Origin of the sequence: Haloglycomyces albus DSM 45210, from assembly GCF_000527155.1 — a bacterium.
GTDB classification, from domain to species: domain Bacteria; phylum Actinomycetota; class Actinomycetes; order Mycobacteriales; family Micromonosporaceae; genus Haloglycomyces; species Haloglycomyces albus.
Genome location: NZ_AZUQ01000001.1, coordinates 671,767 through 697,783, shown reverse-complemented (window position 1 = coordinate 697,783; position 26,017 = coordinate 671,767). Strand labels below are relative to the sequence as shown.

General features: G+C 60.3%; 21 protein-coding genes and 1 tRNA gene. 6 read left to right on the top strand and 16 right to left on the bottom strand.

The genetic code is table 11. The features are described 5' to 3' along the window. Window positions 1-84 precede the first annotated feature (84 nt). The 7 genes from HALAL_RS0103380 to HALAL_RS0103350 form a co-directional block, all read right to left on the bottom strand. Entirely contained in the window at window positions 85-732 is a 648-nt protein-coding gene (locus tag HALAL_RS0103380; protein ID WP_025272652.1) for an HAD-IA family hydrolase, read from the bottom strand. Beyond that, the gene (purE, locus tag HALAL_RS0103375) at window positions 732-1,250 is read right to left on the bottom strand and encodes a 5-(carboxyamino)imidazole ribonucleotide mutase (protein WP_025272651.1); all 519 of its coding nucleotides are present in this window, start codon (window positions 1,248-1,250) and stop codon (window positions 732-734) included. The genes HALAL_RS0103380 and purE overlap by 1 nt, the downstream gene beginning before the upstream one ends. Window positions 1,251-1,543: 293 nt before the next feature. Further along, window positions 1,544-2,674 (bottom strand): 5-(carboxyamino)imidazole ribonucleotide synthase, encoded by a 1,131-nt coding sequence (locus HALAL_RS0103370; protein ID WP_025272650.1) that lies wholly within the window; start codon window positions 2,672-2,674, stop codon window positions 1,544-1,546. Between the two features lie 48 nt (window positions 2,675-2,722). After that, the gene (locus tag HALAL_RS0103365; protein ID WP_211240418.1) at window positions 2,723-3,343 is read right to left on the bottom strand and encodes a GNAT family N-acetyltransferase; all 621 of its coding nucleotides are present in this window, start codon (window positions 3,341-3,343) and stop codon (window positions 2,723-2,725) included. 99 nt (window positions 3,344-3,442) lie between these two features. Further along, window positions 3,443-4,681 (bottom strand): molybdopterin molybdotransferase MoeA, encoded by a 1,239-nt coding sequence (locus HALAL_RS0103360; protein WP_025272648.1) that lies wholly within the window; start codon window positions 4,679-4,681, stop codon window positions 3,443-3,445. A gap of 403 nt (window positions 4,682-5,084) precedes the next feature. Continuing rightward, a complete protein-coding gene (locus HALAL_RS0103355) occupies window positions 5,085-5,975 on the bottom strand; it encodes a UTP--glucose-1-phosphate uridylyltransferase (RefSeq protein ID WP_025272647.1) in 891 nt (296 codons plus the stop codon). A gap of 87 nt (window positions 5,976-6,062) precedes the next feature. Then, a complete protein-coding gene (locus tag HALAL_RS0103350) occupies window positions 6,063-8,009 on the bottom strand; it encodes a sensor domain-containing diguanylate cyclase (protein ID WP_051462710.1) in 1,947 nt (648 codons plus the stop codon). Between the two features lie 189 nt (window positions 8,010-8,198). Here HALAL_RS0103350 and HALAL_RS16450 point away from each other — a divergent pair, with 189 nt between their 5' ends. Further along, on the top strand, window positions 8,199-8,759 hold the full coding sequence (locus tag HALAL_RS16450; RefSeq protein ID WP_035534332.1) for a 5-formyltetrahydrofolate cyclo-ligase: 561 nt from the start codon (window positions 8,199-8,201) through the stop codon (window positions 8,757-8,759). Window positions 8,760-8,950: 191 nt separating this feature from the next. Further along, the gene (locus HALAL_RS0103340; RefSeq protein ID WP_025272645.1) at window positions 8,951-9,280 is read left to right on the top strand and encodes an FmdB family zinc ribbon protein; all 330 of its coding nucleotides are present in this window, start codon (window positions 8,951-8,953) and stop codon (window positions 9,278-9,280) included. Between the two features lie 86 nt (window positions 9,281-9,366). On the opposite strand, the gene HALAL_RS0103335 is transcribed toward HALAL_RS0103340, so the two are convergent. After that, window positions 9,367-13,044: a hypothetical protein gene (locus HALAL_RS0103335; RefSeq protein WP_025272644.1), complete on the bottom strand. Its 3,678-nt coding sequence runs from the start codon at window positions 13,042-13,044 to the stop codon at window positions 9,367-9,369. A 475-nt stretch (window positions 13,045-13,519) separates the two neighbouring features. Between HALAL_RS0103335 and putP the strand changes: the two genes are divergently transcribed. Further along, the gene (gene putP, locus HALAL_RS0103330; protein WP_025272643.1) at window positions 13,520-15,031 is read left to right on the top strand and encodes a sodium/proline symporter PutP; all 1,512 of its coding nucleotides are present in this window, start codon (window positions 13,520-13,522) and stop codon (window positions 15,029-15,031) included. 42 nt (window positions 15,032-15,073) lie between these two features. Here the strand turns inward: putP and HALAL_RS0103325 are convergent, their stop codons facing one another. After that, window positions 15,074-16,069, bottom strand: coding sequence for a ribonucleotide-diphosphate reductase subunit beta (locus HALAL_RS0103325; protein ID WP_025272642.1), 996 nt, complete (start codon window positions 16,067-16,069; stop codon window positions 15,074-15,076). 138 nt (window positions 16,070-16,207) lie between these two features. Further along, window positions 16,208-18,571 carry a ribonucleoside-diphosphate reductase subunit alpha gene (locus HALAL_RS0103320; protein WP_025272641.1) on the bottom strand — a complete coding sequence of 788 codons (2,364 nt, stop codon included), beginning with the start codon at window positions 18,569-18,571 and terminating at the stop codon, window positions 16,208-16,210. A 369-nt stretch (window positions 18,572-18,940) separates the two neighbouring features. Here HALAL_RS0103320 and HALAL_RS0103315 point away from each other — a divergent pair. Then, a tRNA-Arg gene (locus HALAL_RS0103315) sits at window positions 18,941-19,012 on the top strand. A 272-nt stretch (window positions 19,013-19,284) separates the two neighbouring features. After that, window positions 19,285-20,571 (top strand): MFS transporter, encoded by a 1,287-nt coding sequence (locus HALAL_RS0103310; protein WP_025272640.1) that lies wholly within the window; start codon window positions 19,285-19,287, stop codon window positions 20,569-20,571. 124 nt (window positions 20,572-20,695) lie between these two features. Here HALAL_RS0103310 and HALAL_RS0103305 read toward each other — a convergent pair whose 3' ends face one another. The 5 genes from HALAL_RS0103305 to HALAL_RS0103285 form a co-directional block, all read right to left on the bottom strand. Continuing rightward, window positions 20,696-21,205 (bottom strand): hypothetical protein, encoded by a 510-nt coding sequence (locus HALAL_RS0103305; RefSeq protein ID WP_169732400.1) that lies wholly within the window; start codon window positions 21,203-21,205, stop codon window positions 20,696-20,698. Between the two features lie 184 nt (window positions 21,206-21,389). After that, a complete protein-coding gene (locus HALAL_RS0103300) occupies window positions 21,390-21,743 on the bottom strand; it encodes an MFS transporter (protein ID WP_281171625.1) in 354 nt (117 codons plus the stop codon). A 9-nt stretch (window positions 21,744-21,752) separates the two neighbouring features. After that, a complete protein-coding gene (locus HALAL_RS0103295) occupies window positions 21,753-22,616 on the bottom strand; it encodes an MFS transporter (protein WP_025272637.1) in 864 nt (287 codons plus the stop codon). A gap of 238 nt (window positions 22,617-22,854) precedes the next feature. After that, on the bottom strand, window positions 22,855-23,265 hold the full coding sequence (locus HALAL_RS0103290) for an organic hydroperoxide resistance protein (RefSeq protein ID WP_025272636.1): 411 nt from the start codon (window positions 23,263-23,265) through the stop codon (window positions 22,855-22,857). Further along, a complete protein-coding gene (locus HALAL_RS0103285) occupies window positions 23,262-23,708 on the bottom strand; it encodes a MarR family winged helix-turn-helix transcriptional regulator (RefSeq protein ID WP_025272635.1) in 447 nt (148 codons plus the stop codon). Before HALAL_RS0103285 ends, HALAL_RS0103290 begins: the two co-directional genes overlap by 4 nt. Before the next feature lie 216 nt (window positions 23,709-23,924). Here HALAL_RS0103285 and HALAL_RS0103280 point away from each other — a divergent pair, with 216 nt between their 5' ends. Next, on the top strand, window positions 23,925-25,097 hold the full coding sequence (locus tag HALAL_RS0103280) for an erythromycin esterase family protein (RefSeq protein ID WP_025272634.1): 1,173 nt from the start codon (window positions 23,925-23,927) through the stop codon (window positions 25,095-25,097). A 388-nt stretch (window positions 25,098-25,485) separates the two neighbouring features. Here the strand turns inward: HALAL_RS0103280 and HALAL_RS19435 are convergent, their stop codons facing one another. After that, window positions 25,486-25,845, bottom strand: coding sequence for a helix-turn-helix transcriptional regulator (locus HALAL_RS19435; protein WP_084471839.1), 360 nt, complete (start codon window positions 25,843-25,845; stop codon window positions 25,486-25,488). Window positions 25,846-26,017 lie beyond the last annotated feature (172 nt).

Sequence of the window (26,017 nt, the reverse complement as noted above, 5' to 3'; positions counted from 1 at the left end):
ATTCGGCTTTTAACCACGTTAATACGATCGCGCCTGCCGAGAACCCGGCGGTGCGTGCCGTCAACACGAGACCAGGTACCGTCCCTAGCCGAGAACCAACTGCCACGCGTTGTCACCGTGCCGCAGTTCAACGGAGGTGAAATCCGAAATGGAGGCCACCGTCTCGCTGCCCTGTGCCGGCCGCACGTCGTCACCGACCCCGACACATCGGATCCCCGCGGCGACGGACGCCTTGACCCCGGTGGCAGTGTCTTCAAAAATCAGACATTCCTCGGGCGTGAACCCCAAACGATCCGCGGCGGTCAGGTAGCCACTCGGGTGGGGCTTACCGTGCTGGACGACGTCGGCGGTCAAAAACACCTCGGGCCGTGGCAATCCGGCGGCCCGCAAGCGGGCGCTCGCGACCTCGTAGGTCCCCGACGTCACGATGGCCCAGCGGTCGTGCGGAAGTGAGTCGAGCAGTCGACGCGCGCCCACTACGGCGTGGACGGCCGTCGTATCCGCCGCCTCCAACTCCGCGATGCGTGCGGCTTCGCGTTCGATGTCCTGGTCCGGGGCGACCTCGGCCACCAGGTCGGCATCCTGTCGCCCTTCCGCGCGTGCCAGCACGTACTCCTCGTCAAGACCGTGTTCGGCCGCCCACCGCCGTACGGAACGTTCGATGGCCGGTTGTGAGTTCACCAAGGTGCCGTCCAGGTCGAACAGGACGGCTTGAAAGTCGAGGAGGACCACTAGCCGTTATCGTCCCCGCCGTGTGCCAAGCGGTACTGCAGGCGGGAGTTTTTCTCCGTCACCATGCGTTCCAGGTCGACCTGATACGAGGCCATACGGTTGCGTAGAGTTTCGTCGGTGGCACCCAGGATACGAACCGCCAGAAGACCGGCGTTCTGCGCGTTCCCGATCGATACGGTCGCAACCGGCACGCCGGAAGGCATCTGCACGATCGACAGAAGTGAATCCATTCCGTCGAGGTGTTTGAGTGGTACGGGAACTCCGATGACCGGCAAGGGGGTTGCCGCCGCGACCATTCCGGGCAGGTGCGCCGCGCCTCCGGCACCGGCGATGATGGCTTGGACGCCTCGCGAGGCGGCGCTTTCGGCGTAGGTGAGCATAGAATGGGGAGTGCGGTGCGCCGATACGACCCGCACCTCATAAGGAATGTTGAAGCGTTGCAGCTCTGTGGTGGCGGCTTCCATCGTGGGCCAATCGGAATCGGAACCCATGATGATGCCGACGCGCGCCTTCTCCATTTTCGTTTCTCCTGACCGCTCAGCATTGGTTGGTAGGTAGGTGACCGCTCAGCCCCTCCACAGCACGTTGCCCAGCGTCCTTCGCAGCCCCCGACGTGCTGAAGCACGCCTGGATCCTGCGAACGCCACTGTTCAACGCACTGTGCAGCGCCTGAGCTCTTTTCCAGCTCTTCGGCAACCTCGCGACTTCGGCGCTCGTTGCATTGTTGTGTCAGTTTGGCCGTTCGGTGTGGCGCTGATGTTGTTTCGACGAAGACCGGTTTATGCGCCACCTGTACCGTCGTTTGTTCAGTCTAGTGGCCTTCGCGAATCCATTGCGCCGCGCGCAGGGCACGTTTGCGGGTGGTATCGAGATCGCTGCCGGATACGGTGACGTGGCCGATCTTCCGGCCGGGGCGAATGGACTTCCCGTACAGGTGCAGGCGTGCCCCGGGATCGTCGTGCATGAGCTGCTGAACCCGTTCGTCGAGGCGGGGGCCGCCTTCCGGTCCGCCCAGGATATTGGCCATGACGACGACGGGTGCGGTCATGTTCGTTTCGCCCAGAGGGTAGTCGAGTACCGCCCGAAGGTGTTGTTCGAACTGCGAGGTGGTCGCTCCCTCGATCGTCCAGTGACCGGAATTGTGGGGGCGCATGGCCAGTTCGTTGACCAGGAGGCCGTCCTTCGTGTGGAAGAGCTCCACCGCCATCGTTCCAGTCACCCCGAGGTCTTCGGCGACGGTGGCGGCGATCTCGCGGGCTTGACGCTCTTCGGTCTCGTTGATTCGGGCCGGCGCTATGGTCGCCACGCAGATCCCGTCGCGTTGTACGGTTTCCACCAAGGGGTAGAACCGAATGTCTCCGCTGGGCGTACGGGCGATTTGAATGGCGACCTCTCCCAAGAGGGCGACTCTTTCCTCCGCGATGAGGCGAACTCCGCCGGCCAAGACCTCCTCGGCCTCGGTGGAGTCCTTGACCATCCAGACGCCCTTGCCGTCGTAGCCCCCCGCGGCGGCCTTGAGAACGCAGGGGTAGCCGAAGGCGTTGACGTCGCTGATGGAGTCCACCGGCGACCAGCGTGGCATGGGTAGGCCGAGCTTTCCCAGGCGTTGGCGCATCGCCTGTTTGTCCTGTGCGTACAACAGGGCTTCCGGTCTGGGCTCCATTGCTACGTTGGACTCTTGGAGCGCGTTGAGTACGTCCTGCGGTACATGTTCGTGGTCGAAGGTGACCACTGTCTTGTCGCGCGCGAACCTTTTCAGGTCGTCCGCGTTCGTCCAATCCCCGATTTCGGTGTACGGGGTGACCACGGCGGCCGACTCCTTTGGATCGGTGGCGAGCACATGGAGGCTCTGGCCCAGTGCGATGGCGGCCTGGTGCGTCATGCGGGCGAGCTGTCCCGCGCCGATCATTCCGACGGTTGGAAGCTGAGTGTTCTGATCCACGCACTCATTCTATCCCTGGTCAGACGTCCTACCATTGAACTTCGCCACTCAAGGTGACGTGCGTCGTCGGTGGCTTTTGAGTCGGTCGAGCAGACTTTGGGAGCTGATTTCTTCGGCCGTAATGGCGTATCCATAGTGGTCACGCCAGGCCCCCGCAATGTAGAGGAAGCGTTCGTGGAGTCCTTCACGACGCAGTCCGAGCTTTTCCACCACCCGATTGGAGGGGATGTTCTCGGGGCGAATGTTGACTTCGATGCGGTGCAGGAGCCCCACGGTGAGGGCATGGTCGATCGAGAGTGCCAATGCCGTGGTGGTGATGCCCAGTCCGGCGTGGCCACTGTCGATCCAGTAGCCGGCGAAGGCGTTTCCGGAGGCCCGCCGGATGATGTTGCCGATGGTGAGTCCGCCGACGAGTTCATTACGATAGCAGACCGCCCACGGCCAACTGGTGCCTTGCCGGGCGCTTTTCTTGTACGACTTGTAGACGAAACGGTACGAGGCGGGGGAGTGCGCGTCGTACCAGTTGAGCCTGGGGCTGGGCTCCCATGGGGCAAGCCATTGTTCATTGTCTCGGCGAAGTCGGGACCAACGTGGCCCGTCGCCGCGACGAAACGGACGAAGGGTGACGTCGCCGTCGGTCAGTACGGCGGGCCAACCAGGATTCTTCATGTTCATGTCATTACCGGTGTTCGACTTGGCGGGTGTGGTCAATCAGGGCAAGCTCCCGCAGACCGGCATCGGGCCCTGACACGGTCAAGGGCGTCTATGTCACCGATGTCTGTCAAGAAGCATGACGTCCACGGTCGATCCGGCCGGGACGGTCGAGGCGTTTTCGCCGACGGCCATCAGTCCGGTCGCTTCGGCGAATCCACTTAGTGTATACGATTGCATCCCAAGCGGAGTGACGGTGTATCCTCCACCTCGGCGTTCGGTGACCTTGACAGGGCGGAACTCTCGTCGGCCGAGCGGGGAGGTGATGGCCTCGGTCAGGTTGGCCCGGACGCTGGGACGAAATACCGGTTCGGCACCGGCCAGGCGCAGGATGATGGGACGGGCGAGGATTTCAAACCCCAGACTTGCCGATACCGGGTTGCCGGGAAGGCAGAGGATGGGGATCTCTTCCGGTCCGATGGTTCCGAATCCCAGGCTTTCGCATTGGTAGATCGACAGTCCGGGAAAATCCACGGTGCGGTCGCGCGACAGTGTCCGACGGACCATGTCGCCCGGTCCCGTTGACGTACCCCCGGTGGTGATCACGAAGTCGGCCCGCAGGACCTGGTCGTCGAGGACGTTGCGGAGCGCTTCGGGTTCGTCGTCGCAGATTCCGACTCGGTAGGCGTGCGCACCCGCTTCGGAGGCGCCCGCCGTCACCAGGTGCGAGTTGACGTCGATGACTTGGCCGGGCTGGCTGGGACGACCGGTGTCGACCAATTCGTCTCCCGTGGCGATGACGACCACGCGTGGTGTGGGGCGAACGGTGACGTCGGCCAGACCGGACGCGGCCAAGAGGGCGATGAGTTGTGGAGTCATGCGACGGCCGGACTGCGCCAGAATCGACCCGTCGCCGCGTTCGGTGCCGGTGTATTGGACTCCGTGACCACGTTTGGGAGTCCGGCGGACTTCGACGGTGGCCATGCCTTCGTCCGTCCACGACAGTGGTACCACCACGTTCGCGCCGATGGGAAGGGGAGCACCGGCAGCGACGGCAAAGCAGGTGTTGGGGACCAGACGGACCGGTCGCCACGAGGCGGCGGAGAGGTCACCGAGCACTTTGAGACCCACCGAGTGGTCCTCGGTGGCGCCCAGAATATCATCGGCGTTGGCGGCGTACCCGTCGATTGCGGCGTAATCGAACGCCGGTAGTGGTGCGGGGGCCGATACGTCGGTGGCGAGTACGGACCCGGTGGCCTGGATGAGGTCGATATCGGTAGCGGGAAGCGGACGGACCTTGGAGAGGCTGTGGGCGAGGAATTCCGCGAATGTAGTGCTTCCTTCTGTCTCAGTCATTCCTCATCCCCTTTTTTCAACTAATCTACCCGACGTCCACATAACCAAGCCAAACGGAGAACCCTTGAGGTTTCTCTTATCAGAGAACCGTTCGCACATTCGTGTCAGCCGGAGTTCAAGGAGCACGAATACGGCGGTTCATCACCGTATGCGGTCCGCCGAATTGATCGTCGGACCGAAATACGTGTTTTGTCTTTTACTGTCCCAAACCGCGAGCCGTCTCGTCCTTGAAATGCCCGAAGCGTTTGGATTAAGTTGAATTCCTCCGATTTTGGAATATGCGTCTAATCCTAACTCCGTGACTCGGAAATGTTTAAGAACCGCGCCTTCCAGCCGTTCTTACGGGCGGTGTCGATCATCGTGCGGTCACAGCGGTGGCGGCACGATGATGCGGACGTCGGATTCAGTCGTCCAGTTCCGCGCTGAAGTCGCGCAACCAGGTGCGGAACGACCGCAGGTCGTCGCGTTGAGCGGCGAGTTCCACCAGGGTCTTCAAATAACCGACCGGCTCCCCGGTATCGTAACGACGGCCCTTGAATACCACTCCGTGAACCGGTGTTCCATTCTCTCGCATGGCATCCATTGCTTCGGTCAGTCCGATTTCACCGCCTCGCCCGGGCTCTGTTCGATCGATTTCGGGGAAAATTGTTCCCGGCAATATATACCGACCGACCACAATGAGATTGGAAGGTGCATTTTCGCGGGCCGGCTTTTCCACCAAACCGGTCACTTCCACAACATCGTCGTTATCGGTGGAATTGACCGACGCGACTCCGTACCGGCTTACTTCGTCCCAAGGGACTTCCAAGAGCGCCAATACAATTCCGCCGGTTTGCGATTGCAGATCAATCATTTGCGGGAGAAGTTCGTCGTCGATGTCGCAGAATTCGTCTCCCAATAGGACGGCGAAGGGTTCGTCACCGACGAAGTGTGCCCCACGGCCAACGGCGTGCCCCAAACCGAGCGCTCCGCCCTGACGAATCGCCGTGATATCGGCCAGCTGCTCAGGCTGCTTGACCGCTTGCAGGCGCTTGTCGTCTCCCTTACGCCGTAGAGCGTCCTCCAAGTCGGGCCGTGCGTCGAAGTAGTCGGTGAGTGCGTCCTTGCCACGGGCGGTCACGAGAAGGACGTCAGAAAGACCGGCGGCCGCGGCCTCTTCGACGATATGGTGCAGGACCGGCTTGTCGATCACCGGAAAGAGCTCTTTGGGAACGGACTTGGTCGAGGGGAGAAAACGGGTCGCATTCCCGGCGGCGGGAACAATGGCTTTGGTGGCGCGTTTGTTTTCCGACATACTGCGAGATTAGCGCCCACGGCGGGGAGACCCGTAGTGTGGGTGTGCGGGCGGGTGACCACCGAAATGACGGTTCTCAAGCGACGGTTACCAGCGCGCGATGCGCCAGGTATTGCGGCCCGACTCCTTGGCGGAATACAGCGCCTGATCAGCGGCCGAAATCAGCTCCGGCGCGGTTTCCCCGTTCAATTCCGTCACCGCCACGCCGATGGAAATCGAAATGTCCAATTCCATCGGTCCATCATGGATGTTAAGCCGGAAGGGACGCGAATTCACCGCCGCGGTCAGACGCTCGGCCACTGACACCGCCCCGAACTCATCGGTTTCCGGGAGCAGAACCATGAACTCCTCACCTCCCTGCCGGAAAGCCAGGTCAACCTCGCGAATCTGCCCATTGATACGCCGCGCCAACTCGATCAACACCTGATCCCCGGCCGGGTGACCATAGGTGTCGTTCACCGCCTTGAACAGGTCGATGTCAATCGCCAACAATGCCGAGCAATGCCCATAACGCCGTGCCCGTTCCATTTCACGCTGCACCGCCGACTGCATGAAGCGCAGATTCCACAGTCCCGTCAGCGGGTCGGTCAAACTCAATCGCTGCGCCTGCCGATGCAACAGCACATTCTCCACCGCCACGGCAACCTGCCCGGCAAAGGTCTCCAAGGTCTCAAAGTCACGATCGTCAAACGTCGGTGCGCCGACTCGGTTGTACAGCACCAACACTCCCATGACCGCACCCTGCTCGCCCTCGAGACCGTCCCATCCCGAATCGTCCGCCAGAGGCACCCCCTGACTTCGGCCTCGGAACGGTACCGCAATCAACGACTCCGCGTTCGGTTCAGTCTGACTGCGCTGCAAACCATGGAATCGACCGTTGACCATCCGGCCCGACATGGGGACGCCCTCGGCGGCGATCCGACCGATGACACCCTCGCCGAAACGCACCGTCGCCGGTTCGTCCAGACCCAAATCGCCCTCCCCGGCCCGTTGTTTCAAACGATTCGAATCATCCACGTCGACCAACATCACCACGCCGCCGCCCGCACCGGTGGCCACAATGGCGGTATCCAGAATGACCTCCATAATCCGGTCCAAATCCAAGGTGGCCGACAAGGTCTGCCCCAAGCGACGCAACTGCCCGCGCATTTGATCCCGCGACGAGGTCAACGCCTGCACATAACGCTGCGTCTGCGCCGCCATCTGGTTGAACGAACCCGCCAACTGCCCCATCTCGTCACGGCCGTGCACCGGCACGCGAATACTCAGATTCCCCTCGGCCAAACGCTCCGCGGCCGTCGACAGCTCCCCCAAGGGACGCGTCGTCGAGCGAGCCAGCCAAGCGGCCAAGCCGATCGCCAAACCGATCGACGCCACCAACATTCCGCCCAGAACCCAATACATCGGACCCACATTCACATGCGGAATGCCGACACGAAGCGGGATGAAGGAGTCCGCCGTTCGCCACTTGTCCGGATTCGACAACCCCGCCTCCAAGCGCGGCTCACGTGCGTCGTCCAGTTCCACCGCCGCATGGGAATGATCCGCCAAACCGTTCAGAAAATCCGCGTTGACGATGCGATAGGACGCCAATGTCACGTTCCCGTCGGGAGTGGAAATGGTTTGCGACACCAAAATCGCCGAAACCCGCTGCTCACTCGAAGCATCCGGAGCGACGCAGTCGACCCCCTGCCCCTGCGGAAGCGCGGCTCCGATCACCGAGGACGGCTCACCGTCGACCGAAACGGTCACTCCGTCAGAGACCCCACGCTCTACGATGAGCTCGGCCATGGACGTCACCGTGTCGGTATGGCCGTCGCGATAGGTCATGGCCAGCGCGGTATTGGCCGTATGGATGCGCTCGCAGTACATGCTGATGCGCCCTTCCACGGTATCGGCGGCGGCATCGAGCTGCTCATCGGTGCGAACGTCGGACATGTAGGAGACGATGAGGGCCACGAATACGGCGCCCACGAGCACCGGCCCGAGGACCACGACGAGGAATGCCGAGGTAAGGCGACCGCGTAGTGACACCACGCCTCCTAATTTGCTTGCCGTTTCCGGGGGACTGAGCCGACCACCTTGCTTATTGGTTTCCTGTGCTGAAAACACGCCACTATTAGCAGGTTACACACTGCAAGCATGTAAATACCGGATGCGGAACACAGTTGAGTGCTTTCGTACCTCACGACTGGCCGAAAGACGGAGGGGATAATCGTTCAAATGGAGGATAAAACAAGTGTGCGCCGATGGTTTCTCGCGCAGCGGAAGGCCGTGTCGAAGCCGACGCGTGAGCGATGCGATACCCAAATCCATAGACATCTTACAGAGTATATGGGAGAAATCACTAAAGGTGTATATGTGGCGGCGTACGAACCTTTTGGAACCGAACCCGGGCAAACCTTGACCCCTCTTCTGCCCGAACGCCTGAATGAACGTCATGCGATCATTGTGCCCCGACTGTGTGACGACGGGGACCTCGATTGGCAGGATTACCGCCCTTCGAATGAGCCTCCGGGACCGCTGTTGGGCCGTGAGGCGATCCGTCGAGCGGCTGTCGTGGTCGTTCCGGCCGTGGCCGTGGACGCCGACGGGGTCCGCTTGGGGCGTGGTGGAGGTTCGTATGATCGCGCCTTGGCCCGCGTCACGCTCGACGTGCCGGTAATGGCGTTGGTTTACGACCATGAATTCGTTCCCCGCCTGCCGCGCGACGCTCACGATCGGCTCGTCAGCCACGTCGTGACCCCCTCCCGGGGAGTGGTGCGCCTCGACGCGGCGGGTTGATTGTGAACCCGCCGATGGTGGTCCAGTCGGCATTGCTTCGGTGAAGGCCACTCTGACCTGGAATGGATGATCGCCCGAGGGCGTTGAATGCTAATGTCGTCCAGGTGTGACAACCGTGTCCGAATCCGGTTCGGAACAGTGTTCCCGGTGCGTGTGTCCCCGCCGGGCCAATGATGCGATGGAGGATTGAAGTGCCAGTTTACGAATATCGTTGCGGTGACTGCGGCTACGAATTCGACCAGCGGCAGTCGTTCAGTGAGGCCCGCCTCACCGACTGCCCTTCGTGTGGGCAGGAGAAGAGTTTGAAGAAACTCTTCGGCAGTGTAGGGGTTTCCTTCAAGGGAAGCGGTTTTTACCGCAACGATTCCCGCTCGACGAATTCGAGCAAGATCGGTTCCGATTCCTCTCAGAAGGACGGCAAGAAGAAGGAGGATTCCGGCGGCGAATCCAAGTCGTCCGATGCGGCCAAGAGTGAGACGAAGAGCAGCTCGTCCTCAAAGTCCTCAGACAAGGCGGCATAGAGCACCTCTCGCGGTGAACGGTGTAGCAGACCGCATGCGCAAGTTCCGCCGGCGCTCGCCGTGTGGCAGCCCGGTCGGGCGGTGGGTCAGTCCTCTGTCTGATAGAGGTCGGCCATACTGTATATCGAGTTCCCGTTGAGTATCCAGGGAAGTTTGTCGGTTCTCTGCAGTTCATCCATCAAGCCTTCACTGGACCTGCTGGATTTGGCCAGGCTGTCGAAGTAGTTGAATGCGGCGTCGACGATACCGTACAAATAGTCGATGTCGGTGGAGAAAATCCCGATGTCCTGCTTCAAACGGTTCTGCACCTCTGCGTTCGACAGCCATTGGACGTCATCGCCGTAGGCTTCGACTTCGTATTCGATCATCCTTTTCACGCCGTCGTCGCCGACGGGGCGCCCCTTCTGCGGGTCCCGGAATTGGCGAATATGGTGGCCTTCATGGCGGAGTACGAGCACTGCGAAGAACCGCATGTAACTCATCGCGTAGTCGGGCCCGATATCGGGTTTCCTGCTGAAGTAAGCCTCTACCGCTTTCCCATAATTGAAGTAGACGTCGTTGGGGCCGTCAGTCCAGCCGGAGTAAATCGGTTCGAACTCCTCGCTGTTTTTGTGTTTCCGCATTGGTGTTATCAGGACGTTTTCGGGCAGGATGTCCATGTCCAATGCCTTCGCGTCCTGGAGGAACATGAGGCGCAGAGGAAACTCCATAGCGTCGCCGACCAAGTAGGCGACCGACCGCTTCTGCGCCGACGACGTCGATCCGCCGCCTCCACCACCTTGGCCGAGCGCCGCAGCCGTGTGGCCGATGAGGTGCGGTGAGGCTCCGGCGGCTCCATCGCTGTAAGCCAGGTCGCGCGAGAATCCTCCGCCGTTCGCCGTGGGATCTCCCCCCGAGCGGTCGGGTTGGCGGGCGGCGAAAATCGTCTCCTCGATTCCCGACGAGTCTGAACCCGAAACGCCGCGCTCATCGAGGTCGCGCCCGTGGTTGATCTTCGCGCCCTGCACCGAGGGGCTATCGGTCGAGATGTCCCCTGAACCTCCGCTTCCGGAACCGCTCCCGGCTCCCTTGCTCATTTTGAAGAGGTCTGCGGCGGCCTGGCCCATCTGAGTGGCCTGTCGGGTCGAAGCCTGGAAGTTCTCCGAGGCGATCCGTCCTGCTTCGGTGGCGGCCGCCAGAGTTCCCTTGCTCATTCCGGCCGCGAGATCCTGGGATCCGGCGAGGCCGCTCATGTCACGGAACATGTTGCCGTTCGCGATGGCGTTGAGTGCCGCTGAGACACCGGATGGATCCGGCAGTGGGGTGGCGTTCTGCAGATTGACCACCGGCTGCCCCAACTGCCCTGGTGTCAGGTCCTCGTCTCGAGCCCGAGACCCGGTGGTGACTCCCGAAATATCGGGCGGTTCGAGTGGGATCGGGGAATCCTGCCAATTCCAGAATCGGGTGATGTCAAGCTTCTCGGCGGAATTGGAACGACCCAGCACGGCTTCGGCGAAAACGCCCCCGGTGGGAATCGGTACCAGCCTGGCGTCCTCGGCTCCGAAGTCCACTCCACGGGCATCAAGGAGTTGTGACCAGGTGTAACAATCGTCCAGGCCCGAAGGGGACGACGGCTCGGCTGGAGCTCGGAGTACGAGATAGTTACCGGTCACGGCGACCGGATTGGGTTCGATTTGGTCGGTCAGCGGCTCGTCCTGCCAGGAAAGCCCCGAGAGGAGCTGGACGAGTGAGGCCGAATCGAGTCCCGCGAACACCGCTTGGGTGTAATAGGAGCGATTGTCCTGGAGATGGTCCATCAACTCCGTCTCACGGTCCGAGTCATCGCCGAACAGATAGGCCGCCCGTTGCATGTGCGTACCATGGCGCAAGTTCAATGGGATGGAGGCCGTCCGCTCACGGCCACCGGTTTCGTAGTGGAGCAACATCGTGCCCGTCCGGGGACTCCCGCCCTCGCGTGTCACGTGGACGGCGTCGACTTCGCGCAGGAGAATCTCCGATGTGAAGTCGATTCGGTCGGTACCGGAGGTCACCACAAAGGTGGAGTCGTCGGCGGGGATTCCGGCCCGGTCGATGCGCACTCTGGTGATACCCGTGTTTTCGAAGGCGATCGAGCGTAGCCGGGCGTCACCTGGGACGGCGGCACCAAGAGGCCCGGGTCGGGTGGTAACCGGAAACGGCATCTGTGACGCCGTCTCGATGGCCTCTGCTTCTGAGGTGAGGCGTTCGGCGGCATCGGTATCCACAATGACCTCGGTGTCGTCGTCGAGATCGGTGCCGGCCTCCGCCATGATCTCGTCGGCGACCAGAACAGGTCGCCGCACCCGGACCGCCTCATGGATGTCGACGACTCCGGTGTTGTCGATGAGAAGCGAGGCCACTCTGTTATTGAGGGCCGCATCGAGCAGCTGCGACCTGAATCGGGCGACGACGTCCAAGCCGCCGGGCATGCGGAAGTCCAGAGTAGTGAAGGGGATGAACAGGACTCTGGTGAACCGGTTCAGCCGAACGGCGACGCGGTAGATCTGGACTACCTCGTAGTACTGCACAGTGAGGGCGTGCATGTGGTTGTAGTTGGCGACGACCCGCGTGCTTACCTGCTCATGTTCCGCCTGGGATACTTCCCGCACTGCTGAGGCGCGCCGATTGCGTACCGCCGTGGAATGCTGTTCGGTGCGGTCGTTGACGCGCTGGCTCATCTCCGCCATAACCGAGCGGGAACCCACCGACCAGGATGTTGAGGTCGCGCGAGAGGAACTTTCCGATTGCTGGGAGGACTTTGAGCCACCTCCGCCGAAACCCAGCACTCCCGCCACACCTTGGTAGATACCAGCGCCTCCACCGCCGACGCTGGCGGAATATCCCTTAGCACTACTGCTGGATGCGGCCCAACCTGAGGTGATCGATCCTCCCGACTGCATTTCCTCGGCCACCGCGTTCTGTACTTCGCTGACGGCACGTGCGTGGGTGAGTGAACTGTCCAAGCGTTCGGATTCGCTGACGGACTCCGAGACTTCCGCCCGGGTACGTCTCGACCAGTCCACGACCGCCACTCGAGTGGCTTCGCCGGGAGCCAGCGCCAAAGAATGGATCATATGTCCGAGAGTGATGCCCTGAGCGAACCAGGACTGGGTATACGTCGCGAGCGCACCCACCGCCGGAGTCCCGAACCCAACGGACCCGGCGGCGAGCTCACCGAGGTCGACCGGACCGGACAACGGAGTCAGGTTTTCTTCGTTGTGACTGTGTCCGAGCATGAGAAGGGAATCGTAGTAGACCCGTTCGGTGGGGTATTCGCCGAAACGGGGACGGAGTTCTTCGGCCGTCTCTTCCTCCACGTCGCCGAGGTCGGTGCCCAGTGCTTCGGCGACCATCTCACGGGCCGTGTGTCGGGGCGGCCAGTAGGCGAGGTCCCTGATCGTTTCCACGTGGAGTGTCGCTTGGATGGTGGTGCCTATGGCAGGGTCTATTCCACGGAGGTGATTGAGGGGGAGATTAGGGATTTCTTCGATCGGGACGGTGATGTCCGGGTCGAGGATTTCGGACGAAACGAGGTTCACCGCTTCGGATGGGGCTTCGGCGGCGGCCTCCGCCTGAGCGAAGAGTGTTGAGGTTCCGAGGTCGAAGATCGTGGAGATGGCGACGGATTGAAGTGAGGCTGCCGCGTCGGGTCCGACTCCCAGCAGGTCGTCGACGGGGCGGCGAAGAATTTCTGTCAGGGTGAGGTCGGAGGCGGCGCTGACGAGGTAATCGCTGTACCTTGACATGTCGACCTCCGTTTTTCGGCGTTCAGTTCGATTTTACGTTTAAATTGTGTTTTGGATTACAATATTGAATTCCTGTTCGCGTCGAGTGACGCGTGCGAGGTTCACGACGTACGCCCGGATAACCGATCTCTGGAGAAGTCATGGTCGTTTCCTGCGCAATGAGAGGACCTGTCATCGGATGTCTATGCCGGTAGGGTTTTCCACAGTATTCTTCCCCGCCGAGTAGGCGTCTCGCGCGATCACCAATCGTTACCTAAGTGTGTTCGGTGCGCTCTAGACACGACCCACCCGGTTTTCTAAGCTTTACAACAGGGAAACCAAGCGTTGCGGTCAGGTAATGCCACGGTGGACCTCTTATCGGTACAGCCCTCGGTAGGTCGGTTCCTTGGTACGGCCCCCGTCTGCGCGATTTGCACGACGACGTCGCGTGCCCAACACCCATGCGAATTATTGCCCGAAAACTGTGGGGACAAAGATGTTTGAACTGTCAGTACCGATCTTGGCGACGTTCGTCGTCTACTTGGTCGGAATGATTGCCATTGGTGCCTGGCTGTATCGCCGCACCTCAAGCCTGAGCGACTTCGCCATCGGTGGGCGTCGCCTCAACGCGCCGACCGCCGCCCTGTCGGCCCAGGCGTCCGACATGTCGGCATGGCTGTTGATGGGTCTGCCCGGTGCCGTGTACGCCTCGGGCATCGGCTCCATCTGGATGGCGGGCGGTTTGGCGCTCGGCTCCTATCTCAACTGGCTGATCGTGGCCGGACGACTGCGGACCTTTACCGAGCGGGCCGGTAACGCCGTGAGCCTCTCGGCCTATTTTGAAAGCCGTTTCCAAGACCGCACGACCTTGCTGCGCCTGGTGTCGGCCGCCGTGATCCTGGTGTTCTTCACCGTTTACGTGGCCAGTGGGCTCGTTGCCGGAGGAAAGCTGTTCAACAGCATTTTCGGAGTCGAACCCAAGGTCGCCATCGCCGTGTCGGTCGTGGTCATCATCGTCTACACCTTCCTGGGCGGTTTCCTGGCCGTATCACTCACCGACGCCCTGCAGGGTACGTTGATGTTCTTCGCTCTCCTGGTAGTCCCACTCATCGTCGTGTGGCAAACCGGCGGTTTCGGTGACTTCTTCTCGGACCTGCAGCTGATCAACCCCGACATCCTCAACGCTCGCAAGGAAGTGGAGATGTCCAGCGGCGATTGGATCTCCTCCTCCGGCACCCTCGGTTTCATCGGAATCGTCAGCCTGGCCGCCTGGGGCTTCGGTTACTTCGGGCAGCCCCACATTCTGGCGCGTTTCATGGGCATCAAGTCCGCCGCACACGTTCCCACCGCCCGCCGGATCGGTACCACGTGGATCGTTCTCAGCCTCGCCTTCGCCGTGATGGTCGGGCTCGCCGGTATCGTCTACTTCGATGAACAGCTCGCCGATTCGGAAATGGTGTTCGTCGCGCTGACGACCGACATCTTCAACTCCTGGGCACCCTGGATCTCCGGCATCATTCTCGCCGCCGTACTGGCCGCGGTGATGTCGACGGCCGACAGCCAACTGCTGGTGTCGTCCACTGCGGTAACCGAGGACTTCTACCGCCGCTACTTCAAACGCGACGCCGGCGATTCGCACTTGCTGTGGGTCGGTCGTGCGGCCGTCATCGGAGTCGCTCTGGTGGCGTACATCCTGACGTTGTGGAACAACGATTCGGTTCTCGAAATCGTCTCCTACGCCTGGGCCGGATTCGGTGCGGCCTTCGGTCCGGTCATCGTCGCCAGCCTGTACTGGCGCAACATGACCTGGGTGGGCGCGTTCGCCGGAATGATCGGCGGTGCGGCCACCGTGATCGTCTGGGAGAGTCTCGGAAGTCCATACGACCTGTATTCGATCGTTCCGGGTCTGGTCGTCGCCGTCCTCGCGATCTTGGGTGGCAGCTTCCTCGGACAGAAGCCCGAGGTCGACCTGACACCCGAAACCAAGGAAACGGTCGCCGCCGAATAGGCCTACCGGTGGGGAGGCGGTCTTGACCGTCTCCCCACCGCCTTAAAAGTCCTCGTCGAGGTCAACATGCCCTTCGACGGCCGTTTGGTACGCGGTCGCGCGGCGTTCGAAGAAGTTCGTCAGCTCCTGGACATCCTGCAGGGCCATAAAACCGAAGGGGTTGTCTGAACCGAACCTCTTGTCCATGCCCAGCCGTTCGAGACGCTGATCGGCCACATACTCCAGGTAGGCCTTCATGTCCGGCACGGTCATTCCGGGCATTCCCTCACCGATCAGATCCTCGGCGAACCGCAGTTCCGCTTCCACGGCCTCTTCCATCATTTCGGTGACCTGCCGCCGCATCGCCTCGTCGAACAGTTCCGGTTCCTCCTCGCGCACGACGTCGACGACGCTGAAGGCGAACCTCATGTGACAGGATTCGTCGCGAAACACCCAGTTCGTACCCGTGGCCAAACCGTCCAGCAGGCCGTGTGACCGCAGCCAGTAGACGTAGGCGAAAGCCCCGTAGAAGAACAGGCCCTCGATACAGGCGGCAAAGCAGATGAGATTGAGCAGGAAGGCGCGCCGGTCGTCCACCGAATTCAACTCGCGGAGTTCGAAAACCGAATCGCTCCACTTAAAACAGAAGTCGGCCTTGTACTTGATGGAGGGAATATTGTCCACAGCCGCGAACGCTTCGGCACGATCGTCGGGGTCCGGCAGGTAAGTGTCCAATAGAGTCAGATAAAACTGCACGTGGACGGCCTCTTCAAAGAGCTGCCGAGACAAGTAAAGGCGACCTTCGGGCGAATTGACGTGCTGATAAAGGTTGAGGACCAGGTTATTGGCCACGATGGTGTCGCCGGTGGCGAAGAAGGCGACCAAGCGGTGGATCAAGTGTCGTTCCTGATCACTGAAGCTCGCCAGATCGGTGAGGTCCGAAGCCAAATCGACCTCTTCAACAGTCCAGGTATTACGAATCGCCGCCCGGTATTGTTCGTAGAAATCCGGGTACTTCATCGGGCGCAAAGTAAGGTTCATTCCAGGGTCCAACAGCATGAGTACTCCTTTAACGCAGGTGACATCGAGAATCGAGAGACGAATGTGAAACGGGGTGGATTCGAGTTGTCGAACCCACCCCGGTCTGAAGCGGCGGCCAGCGCGCTTCAGGTACGGAGCCGGGAGTCCTCCGTCTTATTACTGACAGGCTTCGCAGCTCTCGGGATTTTCCAGGGAACAGGCCTCATCACTGGTTTCCGACCGAGCCGACACGGTCGTTTGCTGTATACGGGTCGCCGGTCGCGACCGAAGGTAGTAGGTGGTTTTGAGCCCCTTTTTCCAGGCATAGCGGTACATCGACGACAGTTTGCCGATCGTGGGAGTCGACAGGAAAAGATTCAGCGACTGCGCCTGGTCGATGAAAGGCGTTCGTGCTGCGGCCAGATCGATGAGCGCTCGCTGTGGCAGCTCCCAGGCAGTGCGGTAACGCCGTCGTATATCCGCTGGAATCTCGTCGATGTCCTGCACGGAACCTTCGGCGACGATGATGGACCGGCGTATCGGCTCGGTCCATAGGTCCAGGGCCTTCAATTCCTCTACCAGGTGTCGATTGACCTGAAGGAACTCTCCCGACAGCGTTTCGCGTTTGAAGACATTGGAAACCACCGGTTCAATGCATTCCGCGCAACCGGCGATCGAAGCGATCGTGGCGGTCGGCGCCACGGCGATCGACAGCGAATTGCGCAGGCCATGGGCGGCGATGGCGCGCCGCAGGGCCTCCCAACGTTCGGGGAGCGTCACCTCGGCATCGTAGTGGTCCGGATGCAGAACCCCGTCGGCCGCTCGGGTGTCGGAAAACGACGGATGTGCGCCGAATTCCGCGGCCAACTCGGCGGAGCGTTCCCAGGCCACCAACGCGATACGTTCGGCGATCCGAGTGGAGAGCCGTTGTGCCTCTTCGGAGTCGAAATCAAGTTTGAGGCGGAAGAAGACGTCGGCCAGCCCCATGCATCCCAGGCCCACCGGGCGCCAACGTTGATTGGCTCCCTTGGCCTCGTCGGTGGGGTAGTACGACAGGTCGATGGTCCGGTCCAGAAAGGTCATGGCGGTCCGCACGGTGCGTTCCAGGCGGGTGAAGTCAAAGCCGTCGGCGGTGCAGTGCTCGGCCAGGTTGATCGACCCGAGGTTGCAGACGGCGGTTTCGGCGTCGGAGGTCACCTCGAGGATCTCGGTGCACAGGTTCGACAGGTGAATGACGTTGCCCGGTCGTGCCGTCTGGTTCGAGGTCCGATTGGCGGTGTCGGAGAAGGTCATCCACCCGTTTCCCGTCTGCGCCAGGGTTCGCATCATGCGCCCGTACAGCTCCCGAGCCGGGACGGTTTTGACGGCTTGACCGGCATTCTCCGCATCGCGGTAAGCGGCGTCGAATTCCTCGCCCCACAGGTCGTTGAGCTCGCCGACGTCTTTGGGGTCGAACAGTGACCATGCCTCGTCGGCCTCCACTCGCCGCATGAACTCGTCGGGTACCCAATTGGCCAAGTTCAGGTTGTGGGTGCGGCGATCATCGGAGCCGGTATTGTCACGCAGTTCCAGAAACTCCTCCACGTCCGCATGCCAGGTCGCCAGGTAAACGCACGCGGCTCCCTTGCGGCGTCCGCCTTGATTTACCGCCGCCACAGAGGAATCCAGCGTTCGCAACCATGGAACGATCCCATTGGAGTGCCCGTTCGTGCCTCGAATCAGCGAACCGCGCGAGCGTACCCGTGACCACGAGATCCCTATGCCTCCCGCGTACTTGGACAGTCGCGCCACCTGAGCGTATCTTTCGTAGATCGATTCGAGTGAGTCCACTGGCGAGTCCAATAGGAAACACGACGACAACTGCGTCCGTTGGGTTCCGGAATTGAACAGGGTAGGAGACGACGGCAGATAGGCCAGAGAGCTCATGAGGGAGTACAATTCCCCGGCCTCCTCCGGAGTTCGGGACAGGCCGCACGCGACTCGCATGAAGAAAAACTGCGGACGCTCCAAGACCGCGCGACTATCCGGATGGCGGAGTAGATACCGGTCGTAAACCGTCCGCAAACCGAAAAATTCAAAGCGGTCGTCAGCGTCGTCGTCGATGAGGCCGTCCAGCCGTGAGCCGTGCCGGGCGACGAACCCGGCCAAGTCCGCATTCACCAAACCCAGGTCATAGGCGGTCTTAACGGCGGACGTAAACGAACTCACGCCTTCGGACGCCGTCTCCAGCGCGATCTCGGTCCCCAACAGGCGGGCGGCCAACTTGGAGAAACTCGGTTCCCTGGCGACGAGGTCGGCAGCGATGGCGACCGCTCTCCGACGCAGGTCACCCTCGGTGGCGGCGGGCCACATGCCGGTGGCGAGGGCATCGGTGACCAGGTCGACGTCAAGAGCGTCGGGGAGCCCCTCGGCATGCAAGCGGACGTGAGCGATGACCGATTCGAGTAGGCGATCGTGGTCGGGATTCCTGGACTGATGGTGCTCGGGCGCGGCAGCGGGTTGAGTGGGCGCTGTGGGCGAACTGGTGGATGCGCTGAACATCGAGGTCTCCTCAAGGTATGAAAGTCCCGGTGTGACTTCTCCTGAATGGAGTAAGACAGCTGAGGGTCGGCAAAATCCCGACCGGAAGCGATCATACATGTTGTGTATCAATCATGATTGGGACCCAAGATATTGTGTTTGTCCCATATTTGCGCGCTCGAAGGAACGGTAAAACCGCTGTAGACGATGCCTCCAGCGGCTTCTGTTACCGAGACGGACGGCCAAGACTAGAGCCATGGTGCGACGCAATTTCACTCCGAATCGGGGGTCCGTCGAATCGATCGGGGAGTGTGGGATTGGATACAGGGGTCCTGTCCTCGGTGCTGAGTGGTGGCTGCTAAGATTGCGGACGTTCGACATTACGAGCACGCCCCCGTAGCTCAGGGGATAGAGCACCGGTCTCCGGAACCGGGTGCGCAGGTTCGAATCCTGCCGGGGGCGCGATAAGGACCTCCGCAGCAAGCCGCTGCGGAGGTTTTTTCGTTGGTAGGCGCACCTCACCTCAATCCGCTAGGGCGGCGACCGTCCCTCCAGCGGCACGTCTACCGCTCACAACCGAATGTGCATCAGCGCGGGGAAGAGCCTCGCAATAACACGGCACCCATCGCGCCATGGCCATGACGACATGTGGTCCTCCTCGGACAAGCGCGTCTCGCGCCTCGACCGCTCCCATCAGCGCTCCTAAGCGATCCCCCTAGTGGAAAGGAACATCGGTGCCTGACAAGAACACCGGTACGACCTGGTTCACGAACAAAAACGCCCGATGCCTGTGGTACGCCGGAGCATGCATCTCGGCAGCAATGTGGATGCTGCAGATCACCGTCGCGCTACACGTCGTGGCGACGGCCGGGACCTCGGCGCTCGCAACCTTGCTACTGGTCGGCACTTTGCCGACTCTCTTTCTGATGCCGTTCGCGGGTTTGGCCGCCGACAGGTTCAAGGTTCACCGCCTGGCTCGGACGGGAGTTGCGGTTCAGCTCTGCGCGGTAGTGGGTATGGCGCTGGCGGTGAATCTCGACAGTCTGGTCGCCTTGGCCGTGACGTTCGCTGTGCAGGGCATGGCCCTGTCGTTCTGGGCGCCTTCCCGCCAGCAGTGGCTCTACACTCTCATTGAGCCCGAAATGCGGCAGAAGGCCAATGCCGCCATTGGAACACTGAACGGCGCCATGGTCATCGTAGGAGCAATCGGAGCGGGTGTCGTCTCCCTGTGGTCGTCGACGGTGTCGATATTCGCGGTGACGGGACTGCTCGGCATGGCTCTTATGCAATTGCTGCGAGTAGACGTCATTCCACCTGCTGCCGACACGAGCTCACAAGACGGACCTATAGCGGTACGACGGCATGTCAGTGACTTCATTGCGGGGCTTCGAGACGGTCTGGGAGCAACTCAACGCTTTCCCCTGGCGCGTTCCGTGATTTGGATCGGCATGGCCTGGGGCCTTATTGGCGGAGGCTATACCGTATTGGTGAACGGCCACATCATTGAGAACTTCAACGGGGACTCGCTCACCGTTGCTGCCGTGTTCACTGGCGACGGATTGGCGGTCATTATCGCTACCCTGTTGGCCGGAAGGCTTCCCCGCCAACGTCATCTTCCCGTATGGGCGCTCTGCTATGTACTGCAAGGGCTCCTGTGGGCTGCCTTCTTCCTGGCTCCCAACCTGTATCTTGCCGTTGCGTTCCTAGTGCTCATGCGGTTTGTCGGAGGCTTCATCATCGCTTTGGACACCACTATCCTTCTGGAGACGGTGCCACCGGAATATCGGGGGCGTGTGACTTCGCTTCATATCACCACATACAACGCCATGGCCCGGGTCTCCTTGGCGGCCTTGGGTGCCGCGCTGGCGATCGTCAGTTTGGTATGGGTGGGAATCATAGCCGGAGTGATGGCCGCCCTGTGCGGTGTCATCTGGTGGTACACCTCGGGTAGAAGAGCCGGGGAGGCTTATTTGAAGGCCGCCAAGGCGCCAGAGGTATCACTTCGTTCCGAAAGTTCGTGACGAGCTAATCCCCTACGTCGTTGGAATCGCAATGGTTTTGGTATTGGGGCGCAGTTTTTATCGTTGTCCGTGCCGTCAGGGTCTGGAATGCGGCACGCACACCCGATTGACGGAAGGAGCCAGGTTATGACTCCTGCGTCGTCCTTTCCAATCTCCCGATCAGATGGCGTATGTATAGCAATGGAATCGCGCCTATGACTCCGAACGAGATGTCGAACAGCATCCAACCCCACGGAATCTCACGAAGCGGTCCGGCGATGAGAGCCAAAGGAATGATGCCGACACAAGCGATCAAACCCCAATCGATGACCCATTTGTTGCGAACCGGATCCTGGAACGGACCATAGAACGCCACCGCAATCACTATGTGCGCAAACGCCAACCAGTCGGTGCCATAGTGGAGGAACGGGTACCGCTCACTCACGTCCCGCAGAGCAGCGGCGACGCGGTCAATCCAACTTTCCAAGGCGGGAATCATATCCGCCACCGGTGCGAGCCACGAATCCAATGCCGCGCTCACCCACACAAGCTCACTGGTCAACGGAAAGGCCGTGATACCGCTCAAGAGCAGGCACACGATGAAGATTCCGATCCAGAAACGAATCCGTTTCAATGTCGATGATGCGGTAACCAAGGTAGGACCAACTTTCCCGGCGGCAGTATGACGATTTCGGATACCTTCAACATACGCCCACACTCGACATGCGCCCCAAGCTCTCACCTCCGTTCGTCATCCACGTAATTCATGCACGCGCCCGGTCTCGAAGACGGTCATGTCCTGGGACGATGATTCCTCGTCGCGAGGGGTCGGGGGTGAACTACCCGGGAGAGGCCAATGTTCGACGCTGCGAACACAGGAAAAGAATTGAGACGACGACCGAAGCGGCCATTGCGATCAATACGGCTTCCGGGCCGTAAGCGTCTGCCAGCAGCGGGATGGCGAGCGGTCCGACAATGCGGGGAATCCCGGTCATCACGTCCAGAATGCCCTCGGCTCTGCCCAGGACGTCCGCCGGAAGGTATTTGGTAGTCATGGTGCTCAGCAGTACGGCTATGATGGAACCGGCAAATGCCGCAAGCAGGTAGAAGATGACAAACCACTCCAGGGACGGAGTGAGGCGACCGAGCAGTGTCATACCTATTATCGTCCCGCAGAGAACGATGACGAATATGGGTCGTAGTCACGAAAGGGCCGCAACGATAAAGCTTCCCAACAACGCGGCGACCTGAACTCCGGTTTGAATGTAACTCGTATGACTGTCCGAGAGAAGCCAGACGTCCCGTAGGAACCAGACCATAAACGTTCCCATCCCGGCTCCAGTGCCCAAAAGCAGTGGAAGCAGGCAGATATTGAGGAGGAGAACTCGTTTTTCGTTTCGGACGACTTGCCATCCATCATGGAGATCTGCCCAGAAACGAATACGGCGGCGCGAGGACGGTTGATCATTGTCACGAACCCTCGTGCCGCTCAACCACACAACGATCGGTGCCAGACACGAGACTGCGTGGATCGTCAGAAGGCCGTCGTACCCGATGGGAACGACCAGCAGGGCCACGACCAGAGGGCCGATCATGGTAGAGGCGATAAACAGACTGCTCAACGCAGCTCGAGCCCGTCCTGGAAATTCAGGGAACAAACGGGGTACGCCGGCGATCCATCCGGTCCTATAGAACTCGTTCGCCGCCTGCCCGATGAGGGCACACGCCAATATCCAAAGGACGAGGGGAGCGGGCTCAATAATGACGATTACCAGCAGGCCGATGGCGCCGGCCATAGCGCCCAGTGCCCCAAACAGACTGACTGTGGACGCGTTCCGATTATCAACAATGACCCCGACGAACGGTCCTAGCAAGGAAAACAATGGGAGCAACAACGCGAATACGGACATGACCGCCAAAGACTCGGTGAGGTCGTACGCCAAGAGCGGCATGGTGACCGAATACGTGGCGTTGCCGATGTTCTTGAGGAGGTTGCCGATCCCGAAGATTTGAAATCGCCGGTCGGTCCACGGCGAATGCGTTTCGGTTTGTTCATCGGTCGACATGCGACACCTCGCTCTTTAGGAGGTGAAGCGCATCCGATCCAGTTGCGGGGGAGGAAAGCCGGGGAACTACAAAGTGATACGAGGGCATGTCCTCAAGTATCAGAGTTCAAGCTTACTTGAACTCAAGTCGTAGTGAGGCACATCATGACTTCTATGCGTTGGTCGCCGGTACGGAATCGTGTCGAACGGTTGAGGATCGACCGACATGGTCAACCTCAACCGCAATCGCCTCTAGCGATTACGCCACCGAAACAGTGACGTCGATGTTTCCTCGGGTCGCATTGCTGTAGGGGCATACCTCGTGCGCTTTGGCGGCGAGATCCTCCAGAGCTGCTTTGTCAACCTGGGAAGCCGACACCTCCAGGGCTACGGTTAGGCCGAATCCCTGTCCCTGCTTCCCGATACCTACAGTCGCGTTGACCGCCGACTCCCCGAGGTCGGTCTTGGTCGTGCGCGCTACGAGTTGCAGGGCGCTGTGAAAGCAGGCCGCAAAGCCGGAAGCAAAGAGCTGTTCGGGGTTCGTTGCGCCGCCGCTGCCACCCATCTCCTTCGGGACGGCTAGGTCCAATTCCAATCCCTGATCGGTGGTGACACGGCCGTCCCGTCCTCCTCCGGTTGCGGTGGAGGTGGTTTCGTATACAACGTTCATGAGGTTTCCTTTTCTGTGCGGTTGATTTCCTCAGTGATCTGATTGAGGACGTTCTTCAAGTCGGTGAGCTCTCGGGTCGAGAGACCGGAGGCCCCCGCGACTTGACTGGGGATGCAACGCATTTCCTCGCGCAGGTCGCTTCCTTTCGAGGTGAGATGTACGGCCACCCTCCGCTCGTCCGCTGCGGCCCGGCGCTTTTCGATCAAGTCGATCGCTTCCAGCCGTTTGAGGAGCGGTGACAACGTGCCCGAATCGAGCCGCAAGGCGGAGCCGAGGTCGGTGACGGTGCGCCCGTCGGTTTCCCACAACGCCAGCAGGACCAAGTACTGGGGGTAGGTCAAGCCGTGCTTGTCCAGCAATGGGCGGTAGGTCGAGGTCACGGCCCGAGACGCCGAGTACAGCGCGAAACAGACCTGGTCGCGAAGGAGTAGGTTGTCATCCATGCTTAATATGGTTGCACACAATTTAATTGTGCACAACCTAAATAACGGTACTGTGATCACAGCGATATTTTGATCCCCGACGTCAACCGGTCGCCGACCGCCGAATGTCCGGAGTAATGCACGTCGTACGGAACAGTCATTTGACGGATGCCGATCAAGTCATGATGGACATAGCCTCGTAAGCACTTCATTCGCCGATGGAATTAGGAGACCGGAATGAGTGCAACGCACACGTGGATCAACGCTCACACTCACCCCTTGGGAGACCTCAGCCCGATCATGGCCGCGGCACGGGAGTCCGAGATAGTCGGAGTAGGGGAAACGACCCGCGAATCCGCCGAGATCGATGCGTACCGGACGCGCCTGGTGCGGGAACTTGTAGAGCACGCGGGTTACCGGGTCGTCGTCATACCCGACAGTGCGAATGTGGCCGACAAGATGGACGAGTACGTGAGCGGAAAACGCCTGGATCTGCGGGACATCGTCCTATCGGGCTGGTTGCCCAACCGAACGCGAGAGACGGAGAATCTGATCCGTTGGATTCGCACGTTCAATGAGTCGAACCCCGACGTTCCCGTGCGTATTGTCGGCAACGCACCGCGGCAGGTGGAACCTCGCGACTACGACGACCTTCTCCACCTGGTGGCCGACATCGACACAGAGACGGCATCGGAAGTGGATCGGCTGTACGCCACGATTCGGACCGCGCATGAGATCAACGAACACATTCAGATTCACGAGGGAATACACCCGGGCCGACCGTTCTCCGAAATCGCTCAGGAAGCCCTGGATACCATCCAGCAGTTGGACAACGCTCCGGGGCTGCGGGAGGCCGTCGCCAAAGCCACCGACATCCTGGACTATCACGGTCAATCCGTTGCCGGTGGAATCGACCTGGTCGACATGGGTCGGCGGATCGCCGATCGAGTCGTGGGCGCTCTGGAGGAATTCGGGGAGAAGGTGGTCTATTTCGACGGATTCGCGATGACCGGATCGGTACCCGACCTAGAGGCGGCGGTCCAACCGGGTACGAAATTTCCCACCGCCGGTCAGGTACTACGTGATCGCTTGGGAGAGCGGTACCTGTCGGTACTTTTCGCCTTTGGCGGGGGAGCGATCCGTGACGGTATGGAGGTACCGCCGGCGCGCTTGGGTAGTCTGGAACGAGATCTGCTGGACAGCGGTGTCGATGAGGTACTACTCGACGTCCGAGACGGCGCAGGCGGCACCTGGCCGGACCAGGAAACCAAAGTACGAATCATCGCCGGGATCTACGATCCGGATGAAGACGAACGGCATTACTCCGACCTCCATTCGGTACGCGAGGCGGTGGACTTTATCGGCTTCGTGAAGGGGGTCAGTGATACCGAGTCGCTAAACCCACGGTGAAAATGTTTGCAACGCGCCGGAATTACGGTTCGGCTCAGGTGTGAGCCAACCGAATTCAGGCGAATGTAGTTGACAGGGTGGTTGCTGTTGCCGTGCCGGAGTGAGACCGGGAGAACTGTGCACTTCTACGGTCACCGTGCTAGCCCGGTCCGTGGCGAACGGCCCTTTTCGTGCGGTTATGGGGACGGACGGATTGAGGGATTTCTTGAAAGGCACGATAGTTGATGAGCGGTTTGACAGAATGTCCAGTTAAGAAACCTATGTGAATCATTTTTATCGTCTACGGATGAATGTCCGAATTGCGTACCTAGTACACACGTAAATAAATACCGAGTTTGTTAATAATTGCAGGAAACGAGCGTTGGCAGTTTGTTATCCGGCCATTAAATTATGCCGGTAGGGGACACGAGGACGGGCAAGTCCGTTCATTTCGGCCCGTACCGGCTTTCGTATGGATTGATAAGCACTGTGCTTTATGCATGGACCGTAGCGCGGCATTATGTCTTGCTTCTGCCACCGCCATTCCATACTTGAAAACCAATTGAAACTTATTGCAACATCTTGCTCTCTGGCAGAGCGAGCGTATGCGGCGATGAACCGTTCGCATGCTCAGGCCCAGGGAATCGGATATGTCCTCCGTGGTTTTCCCATTGGCAAGCTTCCACAGTAGGACTTCCTCGTCATGTGATACGCAATAGCGTCTGATGCGAAGGCATTTTCTGTGGTCAGGGCAAATGCAGATCTTCATCGGGCAGCCTCGTTCAACGGATCGACGATTTTGCGTCAAAAGATACTACATAAATTTCTATTTATGGGATTTGCCCCCTTGGCGCCATGTATTCCAAAAGAAATTGGCGTAACCCTGCCATGATCTATTGACCCTAATCCAATGGTGTCATTAGCATTCGAACGCACAATGC

Coding starts and splice junctions, on each gene's coding strand:
- purE (WP_025272651.1), bottom strand. CDS start 1,250: ATGGAGAAGGCGCGCGTCGGCATCATCATGGGTTCCGATTCCGATTGG.
- HALAL_RS0103365 (WP_211240418.1), bottom strand. CDS start 3,343: ATGAAGAATCCTGGTTGGCCCGCCGTACTGACCGACGGCGACGTCACC.
- HALAL_RS0103360 (WP_025272648.1), bottom strand. CDS start 4,681: ATGACTGAGACAGAAGGAAGCACTACATTCGCGGAATTCCTCGCCCAC.
- HALAL_RS0103355 (WP_025272647.1), bottom strand. CDS start 5,975: ATGTCGGAAAACAAACGCGCCACCAAAGCCATTGTTCCCGCCGCCGGG.
- HALAL_RS16450 (WP_035534332.1), top strand. CDS start 8,199: ATGGAGGATAAAACAAGTGTGCGCCGATGGTTTCTCGCGCAGCGGAAG.
- HALAL_RS0103335 (WP_025272644.1), bottom strand. CDS start 13,044: ATGTCAAGGTACAGCGATTACCTCGTCAGCGCCGCCTCCGACCTCACC.
- putP (WP_025272643.1), top strand. CDS start 13,520: ATGTTTGAACTGTCAGTACCGATCTTGGCGACGTTCGTCGTCTACTTG.
- HALAL_RS0103325 (WP_025272642.1), bottom strand. CDS start 16,069: ATGCTGTTGGACCCTGGAATGAACCTTACTTTGCGCCCGATGAAGTAC.
- HALAL_RS0103320 (WP_025272641.1), bottom strand. CDS start 18,571: ATGTTCAGCGCATCCACCAGTTCGCCCACAGCGCCCACTCAACCCGCT.
- HALAL_RS0103295 (WP_025272637.1), bottom strand. CDS start 22,616: ATGTCGACCGATGAACAAACCGAAACGCATTCGCCGTGGACCGACCGG.
- HALAL_RS0103290 (WP_025272636.1), bottom strand. CDS start 23,265: ATGAACGTTGTATACGAAACCACCTCCACCGCAACCGGAGGAGGACGG.
- HALAL_RS0103285 (WP_025272635.1), bottom strand. CDS start 23,708: ATGGATGACAACCTACTCCTTCGCGACCAGGTCTGTTTCGCGCTGTAC.
- HALAL_RS0103280 (WP_025272634.1), top strand. CDS start 23,925: ATGAGTGCAACGCACACGTGGATCAACGCTCACACTCACCCCTTGGGA.
- HALAL_RS19435 (WP_084471839.1), bottom strand. CDS start 25,845: ATGAAGATCTGCATTTGCCCTGACCACAGAAAATGCCTTCGCATCAGA.